Consider the following 24,854-nt stretch of genomic DNA (forward strand, 5'->3'; position numbering starts at 1 on the left):
GAGCTAATGCTCCCGGTTTTGCCGCAGTTTATTGATCACCATCACTCTGGCGTTATCGTAACACCAGTTGAAAATAAAGGTATAAACCAGAATCAGCAGGGTCAACCCCACATCCATCATAAAGGCGGTGAGCCAGTCCACCTCGAGAACATAAGCCACCATCGGAATGGTGAAAATCAGCAAACCGCCTTCAAACAACAGCGAATGTACGCAGCGCGTCAGTACGGAACGCTTTTCCCGGGCGCCGGTGACGAATAAATCGAACACCCAGTTAAAAATAACATTCCATACTACGGCGATTACGGAAATTAGCACCACTACTAGCGTCAGACCGTCAGTTTGGTGATCGGTCACCAGTTTAAGCGCCAGTATGGAAATGACGATTGCCAGCAGCTCAAATAGCACGGCATGAAAAAGGCGTTCTGTTGCGCTCATTGCGGTTAAGTGCTTCCTGTGTAGATAAAAGTGCGGTGAAAATATTAAACGTTTTTTAAAAGGGCGAGTATAGCACTAAAAAACGGACAGCATAACCCTGCCCGGTGTGAGCGGGCAGGCAAGTGACGGCGATTAAGGAATATCATGCCCCTGCGAGGCGACATACACCTTAATCCATTCCTCTTGGCTGAACGAAATATTCAGCGCATCGGCCGCATTTTTTACCCGTTCGATATTACCTGAACCGATAATCGGCATAATGTTTGCCGGATGCGCCAGTAACCAGGCGTAAGCCAGCGTATCCAGCCGCCGTTCGCCCTTCGACTCGCCGATTTCCAGCAAAGCCTGCGCCGTTTTTCGGCTTCGTTGATCCGGTCGGGTGATTAATTTCCCGCCGGCAAGGGGCGACCATGCCATCGGTTTGATGCGTTTTTCCAGTAAAAAATCCAGAATACCGTCATCAAAAGGCGTCAGATGCAGCGCGGATATTTCGATTTGGTTAGTGATCAAAGGTTGGCTGAGGTAAGATTGCAGCATGGAAAATTTTGCCGCGCTATAATTGGATACGCCGAAATAGCGTACTTTTCCTTCCTTGTGCAACTGTTCAAAGGCGCGCGCAATCTGTTGCGGATCGGCGCAAGGTGACAAACGGTGAATCAGCAGGACATCGATATAGTCGCATTGCAGTTTTTGAATGGAACGCTCCGCCGACCAGACGATATGCTGATAACTGTTATCATAATAATGGCTGCGGATGTTCGGCAATTCGTCATTCGGATATAAAATACCGCACTTGGTGACCAGCGTCAGCTTGTCGCGCAGGGTTTTATCCAATGCCAGCGCCCGGCCGAATTCGCCTTCGGTTTTAAAGCCGTCGTAACAGGCAGCATGATCCAGCGTATCAATACCCAACTCCAGCCCTTGTTTGATGAAAGTCAGTAATTGCTGCGGTGTTTTTTGCCAGTTTTTCAGCCGCCAGAAGCCCTGAATCAGGCGGCTGAAGCGCAAGCCGCTCTCCAGTTGAAGATATTGCATTGATTTCTCCCATAAAAATACCTTGTTATGTTGATGTCATAACAAGGTATCCGGTTTTTAACGATTACATGATCACTGAAACGTATTTCAGCATCACCCCGGCGGCAATGGCAGAACCGATAACGCCGGCGACGTTCGGCCCCATGGCGTGCATCAGCAGGAAGTTTTGGTGATCGGCTTCCAAACCGACTTTATTGGCAACGCGCGCCGCCATTGGTACGGCAGATACGCCCGCCGCGCCGATAAGCGGGTTGATTTTGTTTTTACTGAAGCGGTTCATTAATTTCGCCATTAACACCCCGCCGGCAGTACCGATGCCGAAGGCAATAACGCCGAGCACTAAAATACCCAGTGTTTGCGGTTGTAGGAATTTATCCGCCACCAGTTTCGCGCCCACCGATAAGCCGAGGAAAATGGTGACGATATTGATCAAAGCGTTTTGTGCCGTATCGTTTAACCGTTCCACCACGCCGCTGACGCGCATCAGATTACCGAAACAGAACATCCCCAATAACGGTGCCGCATCCGGCAGCAACAGCGCGACCAGCACAAGCAATACGATCGGGAACAGGATTTTTTCGTGTTTGCCGACATTGCGCAATTGTACCATGCGGATTTTACGCTCCTGCTGTGTGGTCAACGCTTTCATAATCGGCGGCTGAATTAACGGCACCAGCGCCATATAAGAATAGGCCGCTACCGCAATCGCACCGAGTAATTCCGGCGCCAGTTTGCTGGCCAGATAAATCGCCGTCGGGCCGTCGGCTCCGCCGATAATCCCGATGGCTGCGGCCTGCGGCAGGGTAAAATCAATAACGCCCAGCCAGTTAAGCCCCAACGCTCCCAATACGGTGGCGAAAATACCGAACTGCGCCGCCGCACCGAGCAGCAGCGTACGCGGATTCGCCAGCAGCGGGCCGAAGTCGGTCATTGCGCCGACGCCCATAAAAATAACCAGCGGCGCTACCCCATAGCCGATCGCCACTTTATAAAACAGTGCCAATACGCCCGCGCTGTAGCCCATATCGCCAGCGATGGCTTCCAGTTCATTCACGGTGGAAGGCAGGGCGCTGTTAAGTGCGGTCTTAATTGCCGCCGGATCCGCTGCGCTATTCAGCTTCGCCGCGACGATCGCCAGTTGTTCCGTTGTTCCGCCGTGCAGCAGGTTATCCAGTGCGGTCATTGCCATGCCCGCTTCCGGAATATTGGACAATAAACCGCCGAAACCGATGGGTAATAACAGCAACGGTTCGAATTTGCGCGCAATAGCCAGCCATAACAGCAGCAGACTGACGACAATCATTACGGCTTGTCCCCATTCCATGTGCATGATGCCCATACCGCGTATCAATGCTAAAATACTTTCCATGGTTTACCGCCTATGCCAAGGTCATTAGGGTATCGCCCACCGCGACCGCATCGCCGGCTTTCACTGTGATACCGCGAACCGTACCTGCCTGTGCGGCACGGATTTCGGTTTCCATTTTCATCGCTTCCAGAATCAGCAATACGTCGCCTTCCGCAACCTGCTGCCCTTCGCTGGCAACCACTTTCCAAATATTACCCGCCATCGGTGCGGTAACCGCGCTACCGCCGCCGGCAGCGACCGGTGCGCCGGCCGGCGTTTGTGGTGCGGCAGGTTGGTTCGGTGCGGCGGGTGCCGGTGTGATATTGCCGATATCGCCGCCTTCGCTGACTTTCACCACAAAGGCTTTGCCTTCCAGCTCAACGGTATAAACTGCCGATCCGCCGGCCGGGGCGGCTTTGGCCGCAGGTGCGGTAGTTTTTTGCGCTGTTTTCTCTGCTGTCGGCGCCGGTTCGAATGCCGCCGGGTTGCCGCGATTTTGCAGGAATTTCAAACCGACCTGCGGGAACAGGGCGACGATCAACACATCGTCGACTTTATTTTCCGCCAGCGTAATGCCTTTTTCCTGCGCCAGTTGTTCCACTTCCGCGGTCAGTTTATCCATTTCCGGTGCAAGGTGATTAGCCGGGCGATCGGTAATCGGCTGCGCGCCGTCCAGCACTTTCGCCTGTAATTCGGCATTTACCGGCGCCGGCGTGCGGCCGTATTCGCCTTTCAGAATGCCGGCGGTTTCCTTGGCAATGGTTTTATAGCGCTCGCCCATTAATACGTTGATGACCGATTGTGTTCCGACAATTTGCGATGTCGGTGTCACCAGCGGAATATAACCCAAATCCTGCCGCACTTTCGGAATTTCCTGCAACACCAAATCCAGTTTATCGGACGCGTTTTGCTGTTTTAACTGGCTTTCCAGATTGGTCAGCATACCGCCCGGCACCTGTGCGACCAGAATGCGGCTGTCAACCCCTTTCAGCTGACCTTCGAATTTGTGGTATTTTTTGCGGACGTTACGGAAATAGGCGGCGATTTTTTCAAGCTGCGCAATATCCAGACCGGTGTCGTACTGGGTATCTTTTAGCGCGGCTACCAAGGCTTCGGTGGCCGGATGGCCGTAAGTGCCGCTCATGGAGGAAATTGCGGTATCAATGCCGTCGATACCGGCTTCCACCGCTTTTAATAAGGTCATTTCCGCCATGCCGGTGGTGGAATGGCAATGCAGGTGCAGCTGCACGTCGAAACGTTTTTTGATTTCACTGACCAGCTTATAAGCCTCCACCGGACTTAAAATGCCGGACATATCTTTAATCACTAAAGAGTCGATACCGATTTCGAGCAATTGTTCGGTGGTATCCAGCCAGGTTTGCAGCGTATGCACCGGGCTTGTGGTATAACTTAGGGTGCCTTGCGCATGGGCGCCGTTTTTGCGTACCGCTTGTAGCGCCTGCTGCATGTTGCGCGGGTCGTTCATGGCGTCGAACACCCGGAAAACGTGCATGCCGTTAGTGACGGCGCGTTCGACGAAGCGATCCACCACGTCGTCGGCGTAATGACGATAACCCAACAGATTTTGACCGCGCAACAGCATTTGCAGCGGCGTGTTGGGAATGGCTTTTTTCAGTTCACGCAGGCGAACCCAAGGGTCTTCGCCTAAAAAACGAATGCAGGCGTCGAATGTCGCACCGCCCCAGGCTTCTAATGACCAATAACCTACTTTATCCAGTTCCGCGGCAATCGGTAACATATCATCCAGACGTAAACGGGTCGCGAAAAGAGATTGGTGAGCGTCACGTAAAACAACGTCGGTAATTGCAATTTTTTTTGTTTGTGCAGTAGTCATTATTTTCTCCAACTAAATTATTTAAGCCCTTGTTGACGGCGATGATGTGCGACGGCGGCGATGATCACCGGACGTAAACGTTCCAGATCACTGATCGCTGCGGTTTGAATCGGTTTGGCTGAGGGGGTGGACGGGACGGGTTCGGGAAAGAATCGGTTAACCAGTTTTGACATCAGTCCGATTGCGAGAATTAAAATCCACAAAAAGACTAATACGAATCCCATTCCCGAGATCATCAGGTTTACACCTTCCTGCATTAGCGCTGCATTTGTCATTGTTATACCTCTTTATGAAAAACAACCTTGCTATCATACCTGCTTTAAAAAAGAAAGTATTTGAACCGGATCACATTGTTAACGCTTTAGGAGTATCGGCCACGACCGGATTGGCATAGTGCGGTTGAAAAATCCGTTAAATTTCGACCGCACTTTTATGTTGCGGTCAACCCACCTGCGTGAAGAAATCGCGAATGCCGACCAGCATATTATTGATGGCTACCGCCGCCAGAATTAACCCCATCACCCGGCTGATAATGGCCGCGCCGGTATTGCCGATTAGACGCTGAATATTGTTGGCGGCTAAAAACAGCAGATAGGTAATAAACAAAATCGCCAGCATGATAAAGGTGGTTAATACCTGATCAAAAAAACTGAAGCGGTGATTATCCGTTAACAGCACGATCGCCATCATCGCGCCGGGCGAGGCGATGGACGGCACCGCCAGCGGATAAACGGCGATTTCGCTGATACTGGAGGAGATTTTCATTTCCTGTTCCGGTTTGCCTTCGCCGAAAATCATGGTTAATGCGAATAACAGCAGAACCAGACCGCCGGCGATCTGAAACGCGGTGAGCGGAATCTGCATCGCTTCCAGCAGCGCCTGACCGACAATCAGGAAGAACAGTAAAATACCGGCGGAAATAAGGATCGCTTTTAACGCGATTTTGCGTCGGTCTTCGAGAGATAAACCGACGGTTTTGGTTGAATAAACCGGAATGGAACCGATAGGATCAATCACCGCCCATAACACCACAAATTGAACAATAAGAGAATCAAACATTTGCAACCCCGGTAAAAAAGTGGAAAATAATAAAAAAAATTTAACAATGAATATCTTATAACAAATTCTAAGCAAAATAATGATTTTTTTTACAAATCTTACCTTAAAACGCGGCCAGTCGCTTTTACTGGAAAACGCCGATGCCGCCGTTAACCCCGGACAAAAAGTGGGCTTGGTGGGCAAAAACGGCTGCGGTAAATCCTCCTTGTTTGCCTTGTTAAAACACGAAATGAGTGCGGAAGGCGGCAGCGTCAGTTATCCGGCCGCTTGGCGGGTGAGTTGGGTGAATCAGGAAACCCCGGCCTTAGCCATGTCCGCTCTGGATTATGTGATTGAAGGCGATCGCGAATATTGCCGTTTGCAGCGTCAATTGCATGCGGCCAATGCCGACAACGACGGTAACGCCATTGCGGCAATTCACGCCCAGCTTGACATTATCGACGCCTGGACCATTCATGCCCGCGCCGGCGCACTGCTGCACGGCCTCGGCTTTGAACCGCAAGCGCTGCAACAGCCGGTAAAATCCTTTTCTGGCGGCTGGCGGATGCGCTTGAATCTGGCGCAGGCTTTATTATGCCCGTCGGATTTGTTGCTGTTGGACGAACCCACCAACCATCTGGATTTGGATGCGGTTATCTGGCTGGAACGCTGGCTGATGCAATATCCCGGTACCTTGATTCTGATTTCTCACGATCGCGACTTTCTGGATCCGATTGTGAACAAAATCCTGCATATGGAAAATCATAAGCTGAATGAATATAGCGGCGATTATTCCTCGTTTGAAGTACATCGCGCCGAAAAACTGGCGCAACAGACCGCACTTTTCCGCCAGCAACAGCAGAAAATCAGCCATTTACAACGTTATATCGACCGTTTTAAAGCCAAAGCCACCAAGGCCAAACAGGCACAAAGCCGGGTCAAGGCGCTGGAGCGGATGGAATTAATCGCGCCCGCTTACGTGGACAACCCCTTTACCTTTCATTTCCGTGAACCGCAGGCGCTGCCCAATCCGCTGGTGACTATCGAAAAAGCCGCCGCCGGTTATGCGGAAGGAGAGCAGGTGCATACCGTGCTGGAACAGATTAAGCTCAATCTGGTGCCGGGCTCGCGCATCGGCTTGCTGGGCAAAAACGGTGCCGGTAAATCCACCCTGATCAAATTGCTGGCGGGCGAACTGAGCGCGTTGTCCGGCCGGGTGCAACTGGCGAAAGGCGTGCAGCTGGGCTATTTCGCTCAGCATCAGCTGGACACCCTGCGCGCGCAGGAAAGCGCCCTGTGGCACTTACAGCAAATCGCCCCGCAGCACACCGAACAGCAGCTGCGCGATTATCTGGGCAGCTTTGCCTTTCACGGTGAGAAAGTCAATCAGCCGGTGAATGCCTTTTCCGGCGGCGAAAAAGCCCGTCTGGTGCTGGCGCTGATCGTCTGGCGGCGGCCGAATTTATTGCTGCTGGACGAGCCGACCAACCATCTGGATCTGGATATGCGTCAGGCTTTGACGGAAGCGCTGGTGGATTATCAGGGATCGCTGGTGGTGGTATCCCATGACCGCCATTTATTGCGTAATACGGTGGAAGAATTTTATCTGGTGCATGATAAACAGGTGGAAGAATTTAAAGGCGATCTGGCGGATTATCAACAATGGCTGAGCGATACCAACGGGGCAACACAACATGCCGCCAAAGCGGAGAACGCCGCCGACAACCCGGGCGAAAGCCGCAAAGCGCAAAAACGCCGCGAAGCGCAATTGCGCCAGCAAACCGCGCCGCTGCGCAAAAAACTGGCGCAGTTTGAAGCCGAAAGCGCACGGTTGTCGGCACAGCTGGCGGAGATTGAAGCGCAATTAGCGCACGGCGAATTGTATCAGCCGGAAAATAAAGAAAAACTGACCGCACTTTTAGCCGAACAGGCGGAATGCAAAAAAGCTCAGGAAATCACGGAAAACCAATGGTTCGAATGTCAGGACATGCTGGAACAACTGCTTGATACGGAATAAACAACATATCGGCGGCGCAATGTCGCCGAATTCATTTTTTGTGAAAAAAAGTGTGCGTTACTAATTCTGCCCTAATTTTCCCCGCTTAGAATACTCCCCATCGAAAGACGAAAGTCTTCCGATACGAAACAATCAATCCTCTATTTATTAGATTGCAGAATTAAGGAGACGACGATGTCACATTCAGGTAAAACATTACTTTCAACTTGGTTAGCGGCGGCTATGGCGTTCGGCGCTGTGGGAATGGCGTATGCGGCAATGCCGGCGGCAAAACAGAACGCACTGAATCAGGCGCCGATCAGCGCAACTCAGGCGATTAAGCAGGCGACGGCAACGGTGGCGGGCGATGCGACGGAAGTGGATTTTAAACATAAAAACGGCGCCGGCTATTATGCCGTGGATATTCTGGCCGGCGGCGAAAAACATGAAGTTAAAATCGACGCTAAAAGCGGTGAAGTATTAAGCAGCAAACAGGCATCCCATAAAAAAACCGTACAAAAACCGACAGTGGCGGTATCTTTATCGCAAGCCATCGATATCGCATTGGCGAAAACCGGCGGTAAGGTAAAAGAAGCGGAACTGAAATATAAAGACGGAACCCCGCGTTACAAAGTGGAAACGCTGGCCGGCGGGCAGGAATACGACACGATTGTGGATGCCGGCAATGGGAATATCATCAGTTCACAGGCGGATTCCAACTAGGTCGGATGTGCCGAAAACCGCAAAAAAACGACCGCACTTTCGGCTGATGAACAGCATGGAAAGTGCGGTTTAAATTCGGCTTGTTTCCATGCCGGTATTTTCTTATGCTTGGCTTATCGGTTAATGGGTTATAACGGTGGACAGCATGCGTATTTTATTGGTGGAAGATGACAGAATGATTGCCGAGGCGGTTGCCGCCGGCCTGAAGGATGCGCGTTATGCGGTGGATTGGGTGAATAACGGCAACACTGCGGAGCAGGCCTTATTCGCCCAGCATTATGATTTGGTGTTGTTGGATCTGGGGCTGCCCGGACAGGACGGTCTGCTGGTGTTACAGCATATGCGCCGGGAGAAAAACACTATTCCGGTGCTGATTGTCACCGCCCGGGATGAGCTGGCAAGCCGCGTATCCGGGCTGGACGGCGGCGCGGACGATTATATCGTAAAACCCTTTGACATGGCGGAGTTGCAGGCGCGCATCCGCGCGGTGCTGCGCCGTCATCACGGGCAATGTTCGCCGAAACTCAGCAACGGCGTCATTACGCTTGATCCCGCCTCTTATCAAGCGGAAGTGCAAGGTCTGGCGCAGCCGGTGGCGCTGAGCAACAAGGAATTTACCGTATTGCAGGCGTTGGTTTCACGCCCCGGCATCATTCATTCGCGCGCGGAGTTGGAAGATAAGGTGTACGCCTGGGGTGAGGAAGTGGAAAGCAACGCTATTGATTTTCTGATCCATGGTCTGCGTAAAAAAATCGGCAAGGCGCATATTAAAAATGTGCGCGGTGTCGGCTGGTTGGTGGCGAAAAACGGGGAAACGGCGTGAAAAACTCAATTAAGCTGCGTCTGACAATGGCGTTTTTGCTGGTTGCTGCCCTTGTCGGTACGGTAGCGGGCGGTGTGGCGTTTTATGATACTTACCGTGAAACCTACAAATTGCAAGACGATTTGTTAAAACAGATTTCCGCTTATATTGATCCGCAAAATATTCACCTGCAGCGGGTGAACAGCGACAATGACGCCCGCATATCGGTATTCGTGTTTAACCGTTTGAATCCGCAAAACAAAATTCAGTTGCCGGCGGACAGCAAAGATAATTTTTATACGTTAAAAAAAGACGACGGCAAATTTAAACCGGTGAATGAAAAAAAACAGCGACGCCTTTTCTATACCTTGAAAAATGCCGGTGAGCTGTACCGCGCTTATGTTCGTTCGACCCCGGCGGGAACGATTGTGGTGATGCAGGAAAACGAATACCGTGAGGAGCTGGCGAGCCGTTCCGCCTGGGCGAGTGTGATTCCGCTGCTGGTGATGCTGTCGCTGATTACGCTTCTGACGGTTTTTATTGTCGGGCGGGCGATGCGACCGATCACCCGTTTATCAAAAAAAGTGGCGCAACGGCGGGAACAGGATTTAACCCCGCTTTCCACCGCCGGCATTCCGACTGAAGTGACGGGCTTTGTGGTGGCGATCAATGAATTGCTGAGCCGCACACAGCGCTTTATTCAGCAGCAACAACGCTTCATCGCCGACGCCGCCCATGAACTGCGCAGCCCGATGACGGCATTATCCTTGCAGGCGGAACGTCTTAGCGCACAGACATTGCCCGATCCCGCACGGGAGCAGCTGGCACAACTGAAACAAGGGATTCGCCGTAACCGCGCGTTGCTGGAGCAGCTGTTGTCTCTGGCGCGGGTGCAAAATGCGCCGCCGGTGCCGTGGGAACGAATTTCCCTACAGACGATATTTGCCCGGGTGATTGAAGATCTGCTGCCGCTGGCGGAACAGAACGCGCAGGATGTCGGAGTGGTGTCGCAAGGCGATGCGGTTTTTTACGGGCGTGCAACCGATATCTATTTATTAATCAAAACCTTGGTGGATAATGCGATTCGCTATACGCCGGCAGGCAGCCGGATTGATTTAAGTGCGGTGGAAACTCCGTCAGAATTGCTTATTCAGGTGGAGGATAACGGCCCGGGCATTGCGCGGCAGGAACGCGAACGGGTATTTGATCCTTTTTACCGTATTCTCGGCAGCGAGCAGCAGGGGTCAGGTTTGGGACTGGCGATCGCCGCCGGTATCGTTAAACATTATCAGGGCGAAATCCGTCTGCGGGACAGCGTTCATTTCGAGCACGGCTTGCTGGTAATCGTCAGATTAAAAAACCGCAAGCAACACAACCTGTGAAAACCGGTATGGCTATCGGCTTGCACGGGATGAAAAAACGAAAGAAAAAACCACCGCACTTTGCTCAGCATAAAACAGGAGCCGCAATTGCATGAAAATGTAAAAAAGAAATAGAAATTTCCGCAAATCCCGTTATCATTCATCAGGAATATTGATGAACAGGAATAACCACATGAAAAAACTGATTTCGATTTGCCTATTAAGTTCGTTCCTCTTTCTGCTCGGCGGCTGCGGTGTGAAAGGGCCGCTTTACTTTCCGGACAAAGCGCCGGCGCACACACAGCAACAATAAACGGCGGGAGAACCTATGGATTTTTTCCACTATCAAAACGGTCAGCTTATGGCCGAGCAACTGCCGGTGCGGCAAATCGCCGAACAATTCGGCACGCCGGCTTATATTTATTCCCGCGCCACGCTGGAGCGTCATTGGCATGCCTTTGACGACGCGCTGGGCGAACATCCCCATTTAATCTGCTTTGCGGTGAAATCAAACCCGAATATTGCCATTTTAAATCTTATGGCGCAGCTTGGTTCCGGCTTTGATATTGTATCGCAGGGCGAGCTGGAGCGCGTGCTGGCCGCCGGCGGCGATCCCGGCAAAGTGGTTTTCTCCGGTGTGGCGAAATCGCCGACGGAAATCCGCCGTGCGCTGGAGGTGGGCATCCGCTGTTTTAATGTGGAAAGCCGCGCGGAATTGCTGCGCATTAATGACATCGCCGCCCAGCTGGGCAAAATTGCGTCGATTTCGCTGCGCGTCAATCCCGACGTGGATGCACACACGCATCCTTATATTTCCACCGGTCTGAAAGAAAATAAATTCGGCATCAGCGTGAACGAGGCGCGCGAGGTTTATCGCACCGCAAGCCGGCTGCCGCATATTAAAATCAGCGGTATGGATTGCCATATCGGTTCGCAGCTGACGGAATTACAGCCGTTTCTGGACGCGGCGGATCGCCTGATCGTACTGATGAATCAGTTACAGCAAGACGGCATTGCGCTGCAACATCTGGATCTGGGCGGCGGTCTGGGCGTGACGTATCACGATGAAAACGCCCCGCACCCGACACAATACGCCGCCGCCCTGCTGGATAAATTAAAGGATTATCCGGCGCTGGAAATTATTCTCGAACCGGGGCGCGCCATCACGGCAAATGCGGGGATTTTGGTCACCAAAGTGGAATACCTGAAAAGCCACGAAGACCGCCATTTCGCCATTGTGGACACCGGTATGAACGACATGATCCGCCCGGCGTTGTATCAGGCTTATATGAATATCGTCGAAATCGACCGCACTTTAGCGCGCGAACGCCGGGTTTATGATGTTGTCGGCCCGATTTGCGAAACGGCGGATTTTCTCGGCAAACAGCGCGAACTGACCATCGCAGCGGGCGATTTCATCGCACAACGCTCCGCCGGCGCTTACGGCGCCAGCATGGCCTCCACCTACAACTCCCGCCCGCGCGCCATTGAAATCATGGTGGACGGCAATCAAGCTCACCTTATCAAACGCCGCGAAAGTTTCGACGAATTATGGCGCTTAGAGGCGATGTTGCCGTGATATCACCGGCTATTTTGGCGAAAGAAAAACCACCTATTGATCATAATCGGTGGTTTTTTGTTTATGTTTGCAAATAAGTTTAGCGGATATTCTTTATATTATACGAGTTGCAGCGGAATATTCAGCGCAGCTAATTCTTGTTTGTTTTTGTTTGGTAAATTGTTATCGGTAATGATTAAGTCCAGTTTATTCATCGGCAATACCTGATTAAAACCGTTTCGATTGAATTTTGTTGAATCCACAACGGCGACAACTTTTGCGGAAATATTCGCCATTACCGAACTGATGCTGTAACCTTCGTTAAACGTCGTTAGCCCGGTTTTAGCATCAACTCCGTCGGCACCGACAAACATAATATCACCGCGGATACCATGCAGGGCGTTTTCCGTAATGCTACCGTGCATTGAACGGGTTTTATGACGCACGGTTCCGCCACAAATCACCAAGGTAATATCCGGTGAATCGGAAAGTACGAATGCAGCGGGCAGATTATTGGTTATAACGGTAATATTTTTTATTTTCAGCAGCTCATTTGCGACCATCATCGTTGTACTGCCGCTGTCCAGAATAATCGTGTCGCCTTCTTTAATTAATTGCGCTGCAGCTTTGGCGATTCTGGCTTTGGGATCTTGTGACAGATTGTAACGTTCTTCCAAAAAGGTTTCGTTATCCGTACTGTTGGTCATAATTCCGGCGCCACCATGAAAACGGATTAATAACCCTTGTTCTTCCAATATACGCAAATCTGTTCGTACGGACACCTCTGAAATATTAAATCGTTTTGAAAGATCGTTCACTAAAACGCTGCCGTTTTCTTTTAATAATTCGATAATTTGATTGCGTCTTTCAAAAGTATTCATCGTGTTTTCCTGTTTAATAAAAGCGTATGAAAGTTTCATACGCTTTTATTATATTCGTTTTCAGTTAAATTTTAAGACTATTTTTCCGCTCATCGGTTTTCCGTCTAATGCATTGACCTCTTTAACGTAATCTTCAATTTCATTAACGGAAGAAATAAGCGGGGCGATATTAATCTTATTTTCGGCGATTAAACGTGTCGCTTCCGTCCATTCTTTACCCGGCCAGGGTGCAGAATAATTCATCCAAGAACCGAGAATCGTAAGCTCTTTACGCAAGATCAGACCGAAAGTAGGATGAGTTAATAATAACTCTTTGTGTAATGTACCGATTAATGCCAGTTGCGCACGGGGGCCTGCGATTTGCAGACAGAGTTCTACGGTTTTCGGTACGCCTGCGGTTTCCAGAATAAGCTGATCAAAGCGGATATCGCTAAGCTGACGAGCAATATCTTCCGGCGTCATTGTTATTGTATTAAAGACATTATCTGCGCCGAGTTGCTGTGCTAAATTCAGTTTTTCATCATTAATGTCAATCACGCTCACCGAATTTGCACCCAATGCTTTAGCACATTGTGCGGCAAGCAAACCGATAGTACCGGCGCCGACAATGATAACATTTTTACCTTCGCAACCTTGAGCCAGATAAATGGCGTGTAAGCCGACCGTGATAGGTTCGATGAACGAACTTTGTAACGCATTCGCATCGGACGGAATTTTGAGCAGATTATGTTTATTTACACAAATATATTCTGCATTGGCGCCGAAGCGTCTTGAACCTACGAAATTGTAATTTTTGCACAGCGAATAAAATCCTTTGCGGCATTCCGCACATTGGAAGCAGGGTTGCAGCGGTGCGCAGACCACCGCATCACCTTTAACAAATTCGTGAACACGATTGCCCGTATCTTCCACGATACCGCTGAATTCATGCCCTAATACGATAGGATAAAAATGTGTACCGTGGTGAAAAATGCGCGGAATGTCCGAACCGCATAAGCCGGAATAGCGTACTTTAACCAATACGTCTTCGTCGTGTTGTACAACCGGTTTAGCAATCTCTGCAACGACAAGCTGACGATTCGCTTGAACAATAGCTGCTTTCATTGAAAACTCCTTAATTTTTTACCGCACTTTCAGCGCTCTGTGCTTTATCGTAAGCCTTTGCCCGCCGCCAGGTTAAGAATACGCCGGTGAAATAAATCGCTGCGATAACGATGAAACCCGTAACATTTTCTAAGGTTAAGAGTTGTACCAGTAAATAAGTGACCGGTGAGCCGCCTTGATCCATTGATGCCACTTGCTCTCCGGCTTTTAAGGCGCCGGCGTTAGCGGCCAATTGAGTATTTAAGCCGATGGTTTGTGTGGCTATCCACAAGGTGACGGACATAATAATGGTGCCGGAAATTAGCGTTCTGAACAAATTGCCCTGATGGATTGCAACCGCCATGGCGACAAAGAAACCGATTGTCGCTAAATCACCGAATGGCAATACCTGATTGGTTGGCAGCAGCACTGCGATTAAAATTGTCAGCGGAATAAAAATCAGACTTGCCGAAACGACCGAGGTATGACCGAGCAATAATGCCGGATCTAAACCGATTAAAAAATCTTTACCGCCGAAACGAGCCTGTAATTTTTTACGCGCTTGTTTTGCGATAGGCGTTAAACCGTCCATAATCGGTTTGATCACGCGCGGCATCAGCAACATGACTGCTGCGGTTTTGATAGCAAGCTGTAAAGTGTCTTTTACGGAATAGTTTGCCAACAAACCGATAACAATACCCATTACAAATCCGACGGTAACCGGTTCTCCTAATGGTCCGAAACGTTTTTGCAGATCATCGGCGGAAAAATGGATTCGGTTGAGCCCGGGAATTTTTTCGATAACGGTATCGACTAATACCGCAATCGGTCCTAAATAAGCCGATGTACCGTGCGGAATAGCGATACCGTCCAATTCAAAGAAATTTTTGGTATCACGGCTAAACCAGTCACCGAGTTTATACGCGAACGCGGCATGAATGACGACACCGAGAATACCCAGCCAGTAAGATCCCGTTGCAATATGTACCAGCGCACCGGTAAAGGTCATGTGCCAGATATTCCAGATATCGACGTTTACGACCCGGGTCATTTTTAATATCAGCATTAAAATATTGACTGCAATGGCAATCGGAATAGCGATTAAAGCGATTTGTGACGCCCAGGTAATCGGTGCGGCGCCGGGCCAGCCCAAATCGATAACGTTAAGATTAATATCAAAGGTATGCGCCATTGCTTTGGCCGCAGGCCCTATAGAATCCAGCATCAGACCGATCACCAGTCCGATACCGACGAACCCGATACCGATCTGCAGACCGGCTTTGAAAGATTCGCCGAATTTCATCCCTAAAGCGAGAGAAAAGATAATGATTAATATCGGTAGCATTACCGCCGGACCTAAATCCAGAATGTATTGCATAATTTGCGTAAACATAATAATTAACCTCTCAAAATATCCAGAATCTTAGCTTTCAGCTGTTCAATACCGACACCAGAGACAAAGGGCATGCCGTGTACCACAGGGATATCGCCGAAAGTTTGGGTGATTTTCGCGGTGGTACAGATAAGATCCGCATCATCAATATAACTGCCGATCTCATTGACCCGGCATTGCACCAGTTCCAGCTGGATGTTATTTTCGGTACAGAGATCTTTAATCTCTTCCGCGGCTAAAGTCGAAGTTGCCACGGCACCGCCACAAGCGACAATGATTTTCTTTTTCATAATTCACCCCTTGAACTTTAGTTAAAGTTTAAATGTTGATTGATTAATATCGGCAAATGTTCATCTGTTGCCGTCAATAGATTTTCGACAAACTGATTATCCTGCAATTTTCCGAATAAGGTTTTCAGCACATTTAGTTGCGCCTGCGGATCGGTGACCACTAACGCAATGATGATTTCTACATCCACCATACTGTCTTCATCCGCACGCTGAAATGCGACTTTTTGTTGTGGGCGGATAAAATAAATGGCCGGTTTTAACGCGTGTTCCGCTTCGCAGTGAGGAATTGCGACGGCGTGATGTTCTAATGCGATACCGGTCGGAAAATCCGCCTCGCGTCGGAACAGCGCTGCACGATAGCTTTGTTTTACGATTCCTTTGCAAAGTAATTCATCGGCGATATGATTTAGCGCTGCATTGAAATCACTGAAAGAAATATTGGTTTTAATGAATATCTCCGTGCTCATGGTTGACTCCTAACTTGCTTGTTCTATATTGCAGCCGAACGCATAGTCGGCTAACACCTGCTGAATTTTATCCAAAATAAGTGCGGTCGGTTTTGCTTCAATTTCTCCCGCAATCACACGCTGATATTGTTGCGGTAAATACTGGCTTAATAAACCGAGAGGTATAGTTACGGCGGACAAATTTTCGGTTAATTTTTGTACCGCACTATTGATCCGTTTATTCGGCCAATAATAACGAATTCGATCGGACAGGCTAAAATGCAGATCGATCATCGCTTTTGAATGTTGCGGCGAATAATATTTTTGCCAATATTCCGGTTCATCCTGCATGACCTCATCGATTATCGCTAATAAATAACTTTTTTTCTCCGGTGGTACCAGCTCATCTTCTATTTTGGCCAAAGCGAATAATGCCTCGCGTAATGCAAAGGTTAGTGCGGGGCCGACTTTCAGAATGGCGAAATGATCTTTTACTAATTGCCGATAAGCCGTGCGTGTTTGATAATCGGTGGAATGCGCCTCGAAAATATAAGGTGTCGTTTCGATAAATCGGGAGAGATCCGCCGCCAGTTCCGGTTTGTATAAAATAACGTTGGAATGATCAAATTCCACGCCCGGTTGAACGACAATGCCGATAACCCGTTGCAACGCTTCGTGCAGGCCTAAATCGGCAAAGGCTTTTTGATGCGTGAAGATGGTTTCCTGTGTACTGGTTACGGAAGTGATATTGACAGTCTGGATCGTCTGTGTCTCGCCGCCGGGTACCGGCACTTCCGTACCGATGATATAGCTGATTTTCGCGCGTTCTTGAGCCGTTAAAGCGTTTTCGACAGCCTGACACAAAAGTGCGGCACGTTCCGCCACCACGCGGGGTGATAACGGAATCGGATCATCCGCACAAGACATTGACGCATCCAAATGTATTTTGGTAAAACCGGCCTTTGCATAGTCTGCAACTAACGCTTTGGATTTTTCTATCGCTTGTGCGGCAGGCTCGTTTTGCCAACAATTAGGGCCTAAGTGATCGCCGCCTAACAGGATACGTTCGATAGGAAAGCCGACTTTTGCAGCGATATCGTAAACGAAAGTCTTGAAGTCTAACGGCGTCATTCCGGTATAGCCGCCGAACTGATTCACCTGGTTGGAGGTCGCTTCTATTAATACCTTATTATTGCTGTGTAAATCGAAACGTAATGCCGCTTCAATCACTAAAGGATGAGCAGAACAGACCGAGCAGATGCCGATGGATTTACCGTCTTTGTGTTGTTTGACTAAATTTTTCATCGTTATTTCCTTATTATGCTGCAGCTGTTGCCGTGTTTGCCAATAGGTTATTTAGCGCACGGATATTTTTTATTCCTTGCTGCTGCAGCCAATGTTGCGCTTGCTGTTCGCTATGTTTGAATGCTTCCGCACTTCCTGCCCAAGTCGCGCGACCGCAGAGTACGCCATTAAATGTTGAACCCGCTTGTTTTGCGAAATTTAAGGTGGATTGAAATAATTCCGGGCTAACTCCCGCACTTAAAAAGATAAATGGTAGTTCGGTACATTCGCTTTGTGCCCGGAAAAATTCTTTTGCGGTTTTTTGACTGTACAGTTCGTCACCGGTCGTAAACCCTTCCACATAGTTCATGTCCACCGGCACTTCAACTTTCAGTACATCAACATTGAAACGCTTGTCGGAGAACAGGATCATCGCATCAATAACCTTATGCGGTTTTAATATTGCGAATTGTTTCTTATCCGAAATTTTATGATCGTAAGTTAAAAGTTCTAAAAAGAAAGGCATGTCTTCTGCTAAACATTCGGAGCCGACCCGTTCCACAAATGCCTTTTTTATGTCATTAATCCGCATATCCTCATCAATATCAATATAAAGCAATAATTTCACCGCATCGGCACCCTGTTCTTTTAAACGTTTAACCGACACCCCATCGATTAAATCCGGAAAACGACCGGTTTTCGTTTTGTCATAGCCGGTTTTTTCATATGCCATAATTAAGCCGCAATTATTATCTTTAACCGCCGCGGCAGCCCAGCCGAATTCAGGATCCAAAAGAATCGCGGAGGCATAAGGCGTAAGTTCTTTGGAAACCAGCGTTTTAAAGGTTTGTATATGCGCGTATGTGGTATTTTCACCCAGCATGCTTTTCAATGCGCCGCGCTGATCGATCGCTAAAGCACGAAAAATTTTTTCCGGTCCGTATAATTTATTTAAACGTTGTTGCTTTGAAATTGTCATAGCCATTCGTTCTCCATGTTTCGATTCATAATGAAATCTTTTGAATTGTTTCGATGTAATATTATTCGAAAGGTTTTGGAAATAAAACAAAAAAGATCTAAATTTTAGAGTTAGATCACAAAATAAATAAAAGAATAAAAAATAAATCGAAATAAAAGGGAAGAGACAGAAAGGTTATTTTAATAATATAAGAGATAATATTCGCTAGGTCTTAGCCAAACAAAAAGCCAGCAGATAGAGATATCGCTGGCTTTTGCGGAAAAAACGGCGGATTTTAAACTAAAACCCTGCCTGTTTTTCCAGTTGTTCCACTAACGCATCGTCTAAATTCAATGCTTCGGCGAGGTTGGACAGGAAGACGATTTCTTTGCGATCCAATTCGGCGCAGGCGATGCGGGCGGCGAGATACACTTGCGCGGCCAGTGCCGGGTCGTTGTTGGTTTGGGCGGCGATTTGTGCGATGGAAATCGGGTTGGCGATTTGCTGTTGCAGCCATTGCGATAATTCGGGATTATTGCCCGCTTCGGTGATGATCGCCTGTTTTTCCTGTTCGGTGATGTTGCCGTCAGCGGCGGCTGCGGCGATCATTACTTGTAGAATTAACCGGCTGTTGTCGGCGTGGTGTTCCGTGGCGCTGAAATCCTCTTGCGCCACTGGTGTGACGCTTTGGGTTTGGCTTTGCTGATATTGTTGGTAGGCCTGATAGGCAAGGCTGCCTAAGGCGGCTAATGATCCCAGCTTGGTTAAGCCGGCACCGCCGTTGCGTCCCAGAATCATCGACAGAATACCGATTGCCGCCGCACCGCCGCCGGCTTTGGTGATTTTGTCCACGGTGGAATCACTTTCCATGGTTTTGCCGACCTGTTCTTTCGCGGCGGTAAAAACCTGATTCAAAATGCTGTTAAAATCCATAATTGAGTTCCTTATTGTGTTGTCTTGATTGACATTTACTTTGTCGCTTTTTTTATGGATTAGTTCAAATGCAAAATAGCGCGGATATAAAAAGTGCGGTGAAAATAGGTTGAATTTTCACCGCACTTTGTTGACAGGTCATTATGTCATCAGAAACTGAAGCCTATCCGTCCGTTGAGGGTGGTGCCTTTGCCGCGCTGGAACAGTCGCTGTTTGAGCTCCAGCCCGATAGACCAGCCGTTGCGGGCAAGCTGGGCGCCGGCGCCGAAATCCAGTCCGTCCTGTCCGAAGGAGGTGGCTTGGCTGTCCAGCGTGATGGTGTCAAATGTGCTGTGCAGTTTGGTTTTTCCTCCGTTCAGGCGGTAGGCGTAATCCAGTGCGATATCCGGGGTGATCCGCCAGCCGGACAGCTCAAGGGTTTTGTTCAGCCGCAGACCGGATACAAGATTAACATCCGTGCGGTTAAAGCGTGCGGTGGACAGCGCAAACTCGCCGCTTTCCTGTAAGGCGTTGAGGTGAGTATGAACCAGCTGTACGCCGACCGTCGGTTCAACGCGCCAGTTGCGGGACGGCAAGCCATAACCGCCGCGCAATTCAGCGCCGCTCAGCCAGCCTTTGGTATTGCCGGCCGCCAGCGTTTTGCCGTTAAAGGTGCGCTGCTGACGATAATAAATATGGGCGAGATCGGCGGATAATTCGGCAAACCAGCCGTTTGATGCCGGCATATAACGCAGCGCCACGCCGGCGTGACGCTGTTTGAGCGTGGCATCGGCCTGTTGTTTGCGAATATCGGATTTAGCGTGACCGAAACGGGCGCTGAGCAGCAGTTTATCGTCGGCTTTATAGGCCAGCCCCAGCCCGCTGCCATGGGTTTCGAACTCGGCTTTTTGCGCCGCCGGCGAATTATCGGAACGGTAGTTATCGCCCTGCGATTGCGCCCATACATTTAGTTGATGCAGCGCGGCATCACGATAGCGCAAGTGAGTGCCGCTTTGATTCAGCTGTGCGCTGAAGCGGTGACGCAGAAATTCAATGCTGTCGGCATAAATGCCGTTGCTGACGGCGTAATGGAAGTGCTGTAGGTTGTGGTTTTCCAGCGCCTGTTGCAGCCAGTCGTTATAAATTCCCCGCCGCCATGCCATTTTGCCGTCGCGCAAGGCATTCAGCAGGCGCAACCCGCTTTGCCCGTTGACATCGGCGTTCGGATCACTGATGGCCTGATTTTTATTGGCTTTTAGCTCAATTCCGTCCGCTTTGAAATACAGATCCTGACGTAATCCTTGTTGAAAAAGTACCGCACTTTGGCTGACATTGCTGAAGCCGCCTTGATAGGTCGCACCGTTTTTAACGGTCAGAATCCGGCTGATGGTTTGCCCCGCTTTGCGGTTTTGCAGCAGGGATTCCGCCGCGCTCAGTGCGCCGTCTAACGTCACTCGGGTATGTTTGCCCTGTGCGGTGATGCCTTGTGCGGACAACATATCCAGACGGCTGTTTCGGTCGGCGAGAAATGCGCGGTTTACCGTTAAGGCGTTTACTCCTAAGGCGGCATGGTTGTTGACATTATCAGCGGAGGTGGCGCCGTTGAGCACCAGTTTTCCTTGGTTGATATTGAGGGTTCGAATGCGGTTATTGGCGCCGTTTAAGGTTAATGTGGCCTCGCCCGTTTTAGTCAAAGCAAATTCCGTGGTCAGCGTGTTGGACCAACTGTCATCCCGGTTTAGCCGGTAGGTTTCGTCGCGCAGCAGCGCCGCCGGGCCCCGAATGGCTTTTGACAGATTGACCAAGCCCCAGCCGTATTGCTCGTCCACGCCTTTTTTGCCTAAATCCGTGGCGGTCGTCAGCAGAGTATCCCGCACTTGAGTCGGGGTGAAATAGTCAAACCGCTGTTTCAGTACCGCCAGCGAACCGGTGACGGTTGGCGCGGCGAAAGAGGTACCCGATTGGTTTTGCAGATTCGGGATTTTTTGCCCCTGTTCCGCGCCGCCGGTCGAAAGCACGGTTAAATCGCCGGGCGCGGCGATGCACCAGTTTTTGCTCACGCCGCAACGGTTGGAATAACTGGTGATCCGTTTGTTTTTATCCACCGCCACCACGGATAAATAATGGGATTCCAGCTCGGGCAGATAGCGCGGCAGGGCGGCAAGAATGCCCGGTTGCTGTTTGTTTTCGTTGCCGGCGGCGAAAACCAGGAATACGCCTCTTTTAGCCGTTTGTCGGATCGCGTCTATCAAACGGTTTTTATCCCCTTGATGACGAATGGGGTTTTGGTAGCGCTTATCCAGTTCCTGTGCGCTGTTGTCGACGGCGTCTTCGTTCCAGCTGTTATTGATCGCCAGCACATTATGTTGCGCGACTTTTTGCAGCGCGGCGGCCAGCAGCACGCGTTGTCCTTCGGCATCTTTACCGAACAGCAGGGCGTCATCCTGTGTGTTGGATTGGCCGCCGGCCAGATGACGGTTTTGCCGTTTATCGTTATTTTCTTCGTCATCATCACGATCGCCGTTCGGTTCATATTGGGCGACGTAAAGCTGGCTGCCTTTGGCCACTCCGCCGTAATAACCGACCTGCGGCAGGGATTTGGCGCCGATTATGCCGCTGACCTGACCGCCGTGCATGGCGTACACCTTATGTTTTTTACCCTGTTCGTCTTTTTCCATTTCCGTATCGTAGCGGCGCGGATCAATGCGGATTTTCTCGCCCTTTTCTTCCACCTCCAATATCAGCGCATGGATTTTGTCGCGGTTGAGCTGCGGATGTTCCAGCATAAACCCGCTGTCCACCACGCCGAGATTAACGCCCTGACCGGAATATTGCGCCGAGATTTGCGGATTTAATCCGATCAGTTCATGCGGATTTTGCACCGGCTCGTTTGTGTCTTCCTCGCCGTAAGCCGGTGCGCTCAGCGCGCAGGCGACGGAAAGCACAGTCAATGTGTGACGAAATGCGTGACTTTTCATCAAAGTACCCCTTAAATGTATTAAAAATGGTTTTTTATTATTGTTAATGATGCAAACGCGTTATTTTTTAACAAAAAATAAGAAAACACAAATAAATAAAGGTCTGACCAGATAATAATGAAAAATCGACGATTTCAGGCGGCTTAATTATTGAATAAAAATAAGCCGGTAGATTGCCGGCTTACAGATTGATGAAAGGGAAAAGCGGCGCATTGAGCTAAAAAACAGGCAAAAATAACACCGCACTTTTTTATTGCGGCGGCATCACCGGTTTCGTTTCTGCCAGACAAGGATATAAGGCGTTCATGCGTTGCGCCCATTGGGCTAACTGCGGCATGGCGGTATAATCGTCGGCGCCGGTCACATTCGCGCGGAACAATAAAAAATCGATCAGGCAAACGGTATAAAGCGTGCCGATGTTTAATGCCGTGCCGAAAGGTTCCAGTTGTTGGGTGATGAGTTGTAATGTGCGGTCGTTGCGTTGCAGAATTTGTTGATGACGGCTGAGCCACCATTCCTGCTGCGGGCGAAACATGCGTTCCGGCAGCATTAAACCTACCAGATTTTCCAGCACGCCTTCCGCCAGCGCATACAATTCCATGACTTTCCAGCGCTTTTGATCTTGCGGGAACAGAGTGGGTTGTTTGCCGATGGAATCCAGATATTCCGCGATCACGCTGCTGTTCAGCAGCCAGTCGCCGTTATCCAGTTGCAATGCCGGCACGCGGCCTAGCGGGTTGTCCTGATTGTGCGGGGATTGTGCCGAAAACGGGCGGGTGACCAGCAATAATTCGATGTGATCCTGTAAATCATGATAGTGCGCGACGGCGCGGGCTTTGCGCACAAACGGGCTGGTGGTGGAATACCAAAGTTTCATTTTTCCTCCTGAGCGAAATAAAAAAGGCGGAAATTAATCCGCCTCGGTTTGCTTTAGCCTTGTGAAGAAATGCGTTTCATATCGGTCATATAGCCGCGCAATTCCTGACCGATTAATTCGACCGGGTGATTGCGGATGGCATCGTTGACATCACGCAGGGTGATATTGTCGATCGCGCCGGCCGGGGTCGGTTCGCCCAGATCACCGCGTTGCAGCTGCGGCACGATTTCTTTGGCCAGAATCGGAGTCGCCACGTTGGCGAACAGATAGTTGCCGTATTCCGCCGTGTCGGAAATCACCACGTTCATTTCATACAGGCGTTTGCGTGCGATAGTGTTAGCGATCAATGGCAGTTCGTGCAGCGATTCGTAGTAAGCGGATTCTTCATAAATACCGGCGGAAACCATGGTGTCGAATGCCAGTTCGACGCCGGCTTTGACCAAGGCGATCATAAATACGCCGTTGTCGAAATATTCCTGTTCGCTGATTTGGATGCCGTCGGCTTTCGGTGCGTTTTCAAATGCGGTTTTGCCGGTTTCTTCACGCCATTTCAATAAGTTGGCGTCGCCGTTCGCCCAGTCTTCCATCATCACGCGGGAAAATTCGCCGCTGATAATATCGTCCATGTGTTTTTTGAACAGAAAATCCAGTTTTTCTTTGATTTGCTCGGAAAGTTCGAAGGCGCGTAATTTAGCGCTGTTGGATAGCCGATCCATCATCAGAGTGATACCGCCCTGTTTCAGCGCTTCGGTGATAATTTCCCAACCGTACTGGATTAATTTGCCCGCATAGGCCGGATCTTTGCCGTCCGCCACCAGTTTATCGTAACAAACGATGGAACCGGCCTGCAGCATGCCGCACAAAATGGTTTGTTCGCCCATTAAATCGGATTTTACTTCCGCCACAAAAGAGGATTCCAGCACGCCCGCACGATGACCGCCGGTGGCCGCCGCCCAGGCTTTGGCAATGGCCAGACCTTCGCCCTGCGGATCATTTTCCGGGTGTACGGCGATTAATGTCGGCACGCCGAATCCGCGTTTGTATTCTTCGCGCACTTCCGTACCCGGACATTTCGGCGCCACCATGACCACGGTAATGTCTTTACGGATCTGTTCGCCCACTTCAACGATGTTCAGACCGTGGGAATAGCCGAGCGCCGCGCCTTTTTTGATTAACGGCATGATATCCGCCACCACTTTGCTGTGCTGTTTGTCCGGCGTCAGGTTAATGATTAAATCCGCCTCCGGGATTACCTGTTCATAAGTGCCGACCTTAAAGCCGTTTTCTGTCGCCCGCCGGAAAGAGGCGCGTTTTTCCGCAATGGCCTGCGGGCGCAGGGCGTAGCTGATATCCAGACCGGAATCGCGCATATTCAGCCCCTGATTCAGGCCTTGCGCACCGCAACCGACGATAACGATTTTTTTGCCTTTCAGAAAATTCGCTTCATCGGCAAATTCTTCGCGCGCCATAAAGCGGCAGCGGCCTAATTGATCTAATTGTTGACGTAAATTTAAAGTATTGAAATAGTTAGCCATGTTTTATCCTCTGTGTGTGAATAACGGGTGTGAGCTTGGGTTTGCATATTGTAATGGTAAAAATTA

Annotated in this window: 23 protein-coding genes; 6 read left to right on the forward strand and 17 right to left on the reverse strand. The window is 49.9% G+C overall.

Annotation, left to right across the window (positions count from 1 at the left end; translation table 11 throughout):
- Positions 1 to 3: 3 nt before the first annotated feature.
- From ACESOH_RS03830 to ACESOH_RS03855, 6 genes are all read right to left on the reverse strand, one after another.
- Entirely contained in the window at positions 4 to 435 is a 432-nt protein-coding gene (locus tag ACESOH_RS03830; RefSeq protein ID WP_032093276.1) for a PACE efflux transporter, read from the reverse strand.
- 132 nt (positions 436 to 567) lie between these two features.
- On the reverse strand, positions 568 to 1,470 hold the full coding sequence (locus ACESOH_RS03835) for an aldo/keto reductase (RefSeq protein ID WP_373099778.1): 903 nt from the start codon (positions 1,468 to 1,470) through the stop codon (positions 568 to 570).
- A 64-nt stretch (positions 1,471 to 1,534) separates the two neighbouring features.
- The gene (locus tag ACESOH_RS03840; RefSeq protein ID WP_032093278.1) at positions 1,535 to 2,839 is read right to left on the reverse strand and encodes a sodium ion-translocating decarboxylase subunit beta; all 1,305 of its coding nucleotides are present in this window, start codon (positions 2,837 to 2,839) and stop codon (positions 1,535 to 1,537) included.
- A gap of 10 nt (positions 2,840 to 2,849) precedes the next feature.
- Positions 2,850 to 4,673: a sodium-extruding oxaloacetate decarboxylase subunit alpha gene (gene oadA, locus ACESOH_RS03845; protein WP_373099780.1), complete on the reverse strand. Its 1,824-nt coding sequence runs from the start codon at positions 4,671 to 4,673 to the stop codon at positions 2,850 to 2,852.
- Positions 4,674 to 4,690: 17 nt separating this feature from the next.
- Positions 4,691 to 4,948 carry an oxaloacetate decarboxylase subunit gamma gene (locus ACESOH_RS03850; RefSeq protein ID WP_032093280.1) on the reverse strand — a complete coding sequence of 86 codons (258 nt, stop codon included), beginning with the start codon at positions 4,946 to 4,948 and terminating at the stop codon, positions 4,691 to 4,693.
- Positions 4,949 to 5,114: 166 nt separating this feature from the next.
- Positions 5,115 to 5,732 carry a MarC family protein gene (locus tag ACESOH_RS03855; RefSeq protein WP_373099782.1) on the reverse strand — a complete coding sequence of 206 codons (618 nt, stop codon included), beginning with the start codon at positions 5,730 to 5,732 and terminating at the stop codon, positions 5,115 to 5,117.
- A gap of 79 nt (positions 5,733 to 5,811) precedes the next feature.
- Here ACESOH_RS03855 and ACESOH_RS03860 point away from each other — a divergent pair, with 79 nt between their 5' ends.
- The 6 genes from ACESOH_RS03860 to lysA all read left to right on the forward strand — a co-directional run bounded on the left by ACESOH_RS03860 (position 5,812) and on the right by lysA (position 12,172).
- Entirely contained in the window at positions 5,812 to 7,728 is a 1,917-nt protein-coding gene (locus ACESOH_RS03860) for an ABC transporter ATP-binding protein (RefSeq protein ID WP_373099784.1), read from the forward strand.
- A 174-nt stretch (positions 7,729 to 7,902) separates the two neighbouring features.
- Complete coding sequence (locus tag ACESOH_RS03865; RefSeq protein ID WP_373099785.1) at positions 7,903 to 8,430, forward strand: PepSY domain-containing protein; 528 nt, start codon at positions 7,903 to 7,905, stop codon at positions 8,428 to 8,430.
- Positions 8,431 to 8,575: 145 nt separating this feature from the next.
- On the forward strand, positions 8,576 to 9,253 hold the full coding sequence (locus ACESOH_RS03870) for a response regulator (protein ID WP_373099787.1): 678 nt from the start codon (positions 8,576 to 8,578) through the stop codon (positions 9,251 to 9,253).
- Entirely contained in the window at positions 9,250 to 10,614 is a 1,365-nt protein-coding gene (locus ACESOH_RS03875; RefSeq protein WP_373099788.1) for an ATP-binding protein, read from the forward strand. The genes ACESOH_RS03870 and ACESOH_RS03875 overlap by 4 nt, the downstream gene beginning before the upstream one ends.
- A gap of 172 nt (positions 10,615 to 10,786) precedes the next feature.
- Positions 10,787 to 10,906, forward strand: a complete 120-nt coding sequence (lptM, locus tag ACESOH_RS03880) for an LPS translocon maturation chaperone LptM (RefSeq protein WP_084703472.1) — start codon at positions 10,787 to 10,789, stop codon at positions 10,904 to 10,906.
- 15 nt (positions 10,907 to 10,921) lie between these two features.
- Positions 10,922 to 12,172 (forward strand): diaminopimelate decarboxylase, encoded by a 1,251-nt coding sequence (gene lysA, locus ACESOH_RS03885; RefSeq protein WP_373099790.1) that lies wholly within the window; start codon positions 10,922 to 10,924, stop codon positions 12,170 to 12,172.
- 98 nt (positions 12,173 to 12,270) lie between these two features.
- On the opposite strand, the gene ACESOH_RS03890 is transcribed toward lysA, so the two are convergent.
- The 11 genes from ACESOH_RS03890 to ilvC form a co-directional block, all read right to left on the reverse strand.
- Positions 12,271 to 13,032 (reverse strand): DeoR/GlpR family DNA-binding transcription regulator, encoded by a 762-nt coding sequence (locus ACESOH_RS03890; RefSeq protein WP_032093349.1) that lies wholly within the window; start codon positions 13,030 to 13,032, stop codon positions 12,271 to 12,273.
- A gap of 60 nt (positions 13,033 to 13,092) precedes the next feature.
- Positions 13,093 to 14,136, reverse strand: a complete 1,044-nt coding sequence (gatD, locus tag ACESOH_RS03895) for a galactitol-1-phosphate 5-dehydrogenase (RefSeq protein ID WP_373099792.1) — start codon at positions 14,134 to 14,136, stop codon at positions 13,093 to 13,095.
- A 10-nt stretch (positions 14,137 to 14,146) separates the two neighbouring features.
- Positions 14,147 to 15,508 carry a PTS galactitol transporter subunit IIC gene (locus ACESOH_RS03900; RefSeq protein ID WP_373099794.1) on the reverse strand — a complete coding sequence of 454 codons (1,362 nt, stop codon included), beginning with the start codon at positions 15,506 to 15,508 and terminating at the stop codon, positions 14,147 to 14,149.
- A 5-nt stretch (positions 15,509 to 15,513) separates the two neighbouring features.
- Positions 15,514 to 15,798 carry a PTS galactitol transporter subunit IIB gene (gene gatB, locus ACESOH_RS03905; protein WP_373099796.1) on the reverse strand — a complete coding sequence of 95 codons (285 nt, stop codon included), beginning with the start codon at positions 15,796 to 15,798 and terminating at the stop codon, positions 15,514 to 15,516.
- Between the two features lie 17 nt (positions 15,799 to 15,815).
- A complete protein-coding gene (gene gatA / locus ACESOH_RS03910) occupies positions 15,816 to 16,265 on the reverse strand; it encodes a PTS galactitol transporter subunit IIA (protein ID WP_032093290.1) in 450 nt (149 codons plus the stop codon).
- 9 nt (positions 16,266 to 16,274) lie between these two features.
- The gene (gene gatZ / locus ACESOH_RS03915) at positions 16,275 to 17,549 is read right to left on the reverse strand and encodes a tagatose-bisphosphate aldolase subunit GatZ (protein ID WP_373099798.1); all 1,275 of its coding nucleotides are present in this window, start codon (positions 17,547 to 17,549) and stop codon (positions 16,275 to 16,277) included.
- A 13-nt stretch (positions 17,550 to 17,562) separates the two neighbouring features.
- The gene (locus ACESOH_RS03920) at positions 17,563 to 18,507 is read right to left on the reverse strand and encodes a tagatose 1,6-diphosphate aldolase (protein WP_444335309.1); all 945 of its coding nucleotides are present in this window, start codon (positions 18,505 to 18,507) and stop codon (positions 17,563 to 17,565) included.
- A gap of 279 nt (positions 18,508 to 18,786) precedes the next feature.
- Positions 18,787 to 19,419, reverse strand: coding sequence for a tellurite resistance TerB family protein (locus ACESOH_RS03925; RefSeq protein ID WP_373099799.1), 633 nt, complete (start codon positions 19,417 to 19,419; stop codon positions 18,787 to 18,789).
- A 149-nt stretch (positions 19,420 to 19,568) separates the two neighbouring features.
- Entirely contained in the window at positions 19,569 to 22,376 is a 2,808-nt protein-coding gene (locus tag ACESOH_RS03930) for a S8 family serine peptidase (RefSeq protein ID WP_373099801.1), read from the reverse strand.
- Between the two features lie 250 nt (positions 22,377 to 22,626).
- On the reverse strand, positions 22,627 to 23,253 hold the full coding sequence (locus tag ACESOH_RS03935) for a glutathione S-transferase N-terminal domain-containing protein (protein WP_373099803.1): 627 nt from the start codon (positions 23,251 to 23,253) through the stop codon (positions 22,627 to 22,629).
- Between the two features lie 53 nt (positions 23,254 to 23,306).
- Positions 23,307 to 24,788, reverse strand: a complete 1,482-nt coding sequence (gene ilvC / locus ACESOH_RS03940; protein WP_032093295.1) for a ketol-acid reductoisomerase — start codon at positions 24,786 to 24,788, stop codon at positions 23,307 to 23,309.
- Positions 24,789 to 24,854: the final 66 nt, after the last annotated feature.

Source organism: Necropsobacter rosorum (genome assembly GCF_964241405.1).
In the GTDB taxonomy this organism is placed as follows: Bacteria; Pseudomonadota; Gammaproteobacteria; order Enterobacterales; family Pasteurellaceae; genus Necropsobacter; species Necropsobacter rosorum.

Excerpts from the sequence above, each read along its gene's own strand:
- ACESOH_RS03830 (WP_032093276.1), bottom strand. The coding sequence starts at position 435 with ATGAGCGCAACAGAACGCCTTTTTCATGCCGTGCTATTTGAGCTGCTG.
- ACESOH_RS03835 (WP_373099778.1), bottom strand. The coding sequence starts at position 1,470 with ATGCAATATCTTCAACTGGAGAGCGGCTTGCGCTTCAGCCGCCTGATT.
- ACESOH_RS03840 (WP_032093278.1), bottom strand. The coding sequence starts at position 2,839 with ATGGAAAGTATTTTAGCATTGATACGCGGTATGGGCATCATGCACATG.
- oadA (WP_373099780.1), bottom strand. The coding sequence starts at position 4,673 with ATGACTACTGCACAAACAAAAAAAATTGCAATTACCGACGTTGTTTTA.
- ACESOH_RS03850 (WP_032093280.1), bottom strand. The coding sequence starts at position 4,948 with ATGACAAATGCAGCGCTAATGCAGGAAGGTGTAAACCTGATGATCTCG.
- ACESOH_RS03855 (WP_373099782.1), bottom strand. The coding sequence starts at position 5,732 with ATGTTTGATTCTCTTATTGTTCAATTTGTGGTGTTATGGGCGGTGATT.
- ACESOH_RS03860 (WP_373099784.1), top strand. The coding sequence starts at position 5,812 with ATGATTTTTTTTACAAATCTTACCTTAAAACGCGGCCAGTCGCTTTTA.
- ACESOH_RS03865 (WP_373099785.1), top strand. The coding sequence starts at position 7,903 with ATGTCACATTCAGGTAAAACATTACTTTCAACTTGGTTAGCGGCGGCT.
- ACESOH_RS03870 (WP_373099787.1), top strand. The coding sequence starts at position 8,576 with ATGCGTATTTTATTGGTGGAAGATGACAGAATGATTGCCGAGGCGGTT.
- lptM (WP_084703472.1), top strand. The coding sequence starts at position 10,787 with ATGAAAAAACTGATTTCGATTTGCCTATTAAGTTCGTTCCTCTTTCTG.
- lysA (WP_373099790.1), top strand. The coding sequence starts at position 10,922 with ATGGATTTTTTCCACTATCAAAACGGTCAGCTTATGGCCGAGCAACTG.
- ACESOH_RS03890 (WP_032093349.1), bottom strand. The coding sequence starts at position 13,032 with ATGAATACTTTTGAAAGACGCAATCAAATTATCGAATTATTAAAAGAA.
- gatD (WP_373099792.1), bottom strand. The coding sequence starts at position 14,136 with ATGAAAGCAGCTATTGTTCAAGCGAATCGTCAGCTTGTCGTTGCAGAG.
- ACESOH_RS03900 (WP_373099794.1), bottom strand. The coding sequence starts at position 15,508 with ATGTTTACGCAAATTATGCAATACATTCTGGATTTAGGTCCGGCGGTA.
- gatB (WP_373099796.1), bottom strand. The coding sequence starts at position 15,798 with ATGAAAAAGAAAATCATTGTCGCTTGTGGCGGTGCCGTGGCAACTTCG.
- gatA (WP_032093290.1), bottom strand. The coding sequence starts at position 16,265 with ATGAGCACGGAGATATTCATTAAAACCAATATTTCTTTCAGTGATTTC.
- gatZ (WP_373099798.1), bottom strand. The coding sequence starts at position 17,549 with ATGAAAAATTTAGTCAAACAACACAAAGACGGTAAATCCATCGGCATC.
- ACESOH_RS03920 (WP_444335309.1), bottom strand. The coding sequence starts at position 18,507 with ATGACAATTTCAAAGCAACAACGTTTAAATAAATTATACGGACCGGAA.
- ACESOH_RS03925 (WP_373099799.1), bottom strand. The coding sequence starts at position 19,419 with ATGGATTTTAACAGCATTTTGAATCAGGTTTTTACCGCCGCGAAAGAA.
- ACESOH_RS03930 (WP_373099801.1), bottom strand. The coding sequence starts at position 22,376 with ATGAAAAGTCACGCATTTCGTCACACATTGACTGTGCTTTCCGTCGCC.
- ACESOH_RS03935 (WP_373099803.1), bottom strand. The coding sequence starts at position 23,253 with ATGAAACTTTGGTATTCCACCACCAGCCCGTTTGTGCGCAAAGCCCGC.
- ilvC (WP_032093295.1), bottom strand. The coding sequence starts at position 24,788 with ATGGCTAACTATTTCAATACTTTAAATTTACGTCAACAATTAGATCAA.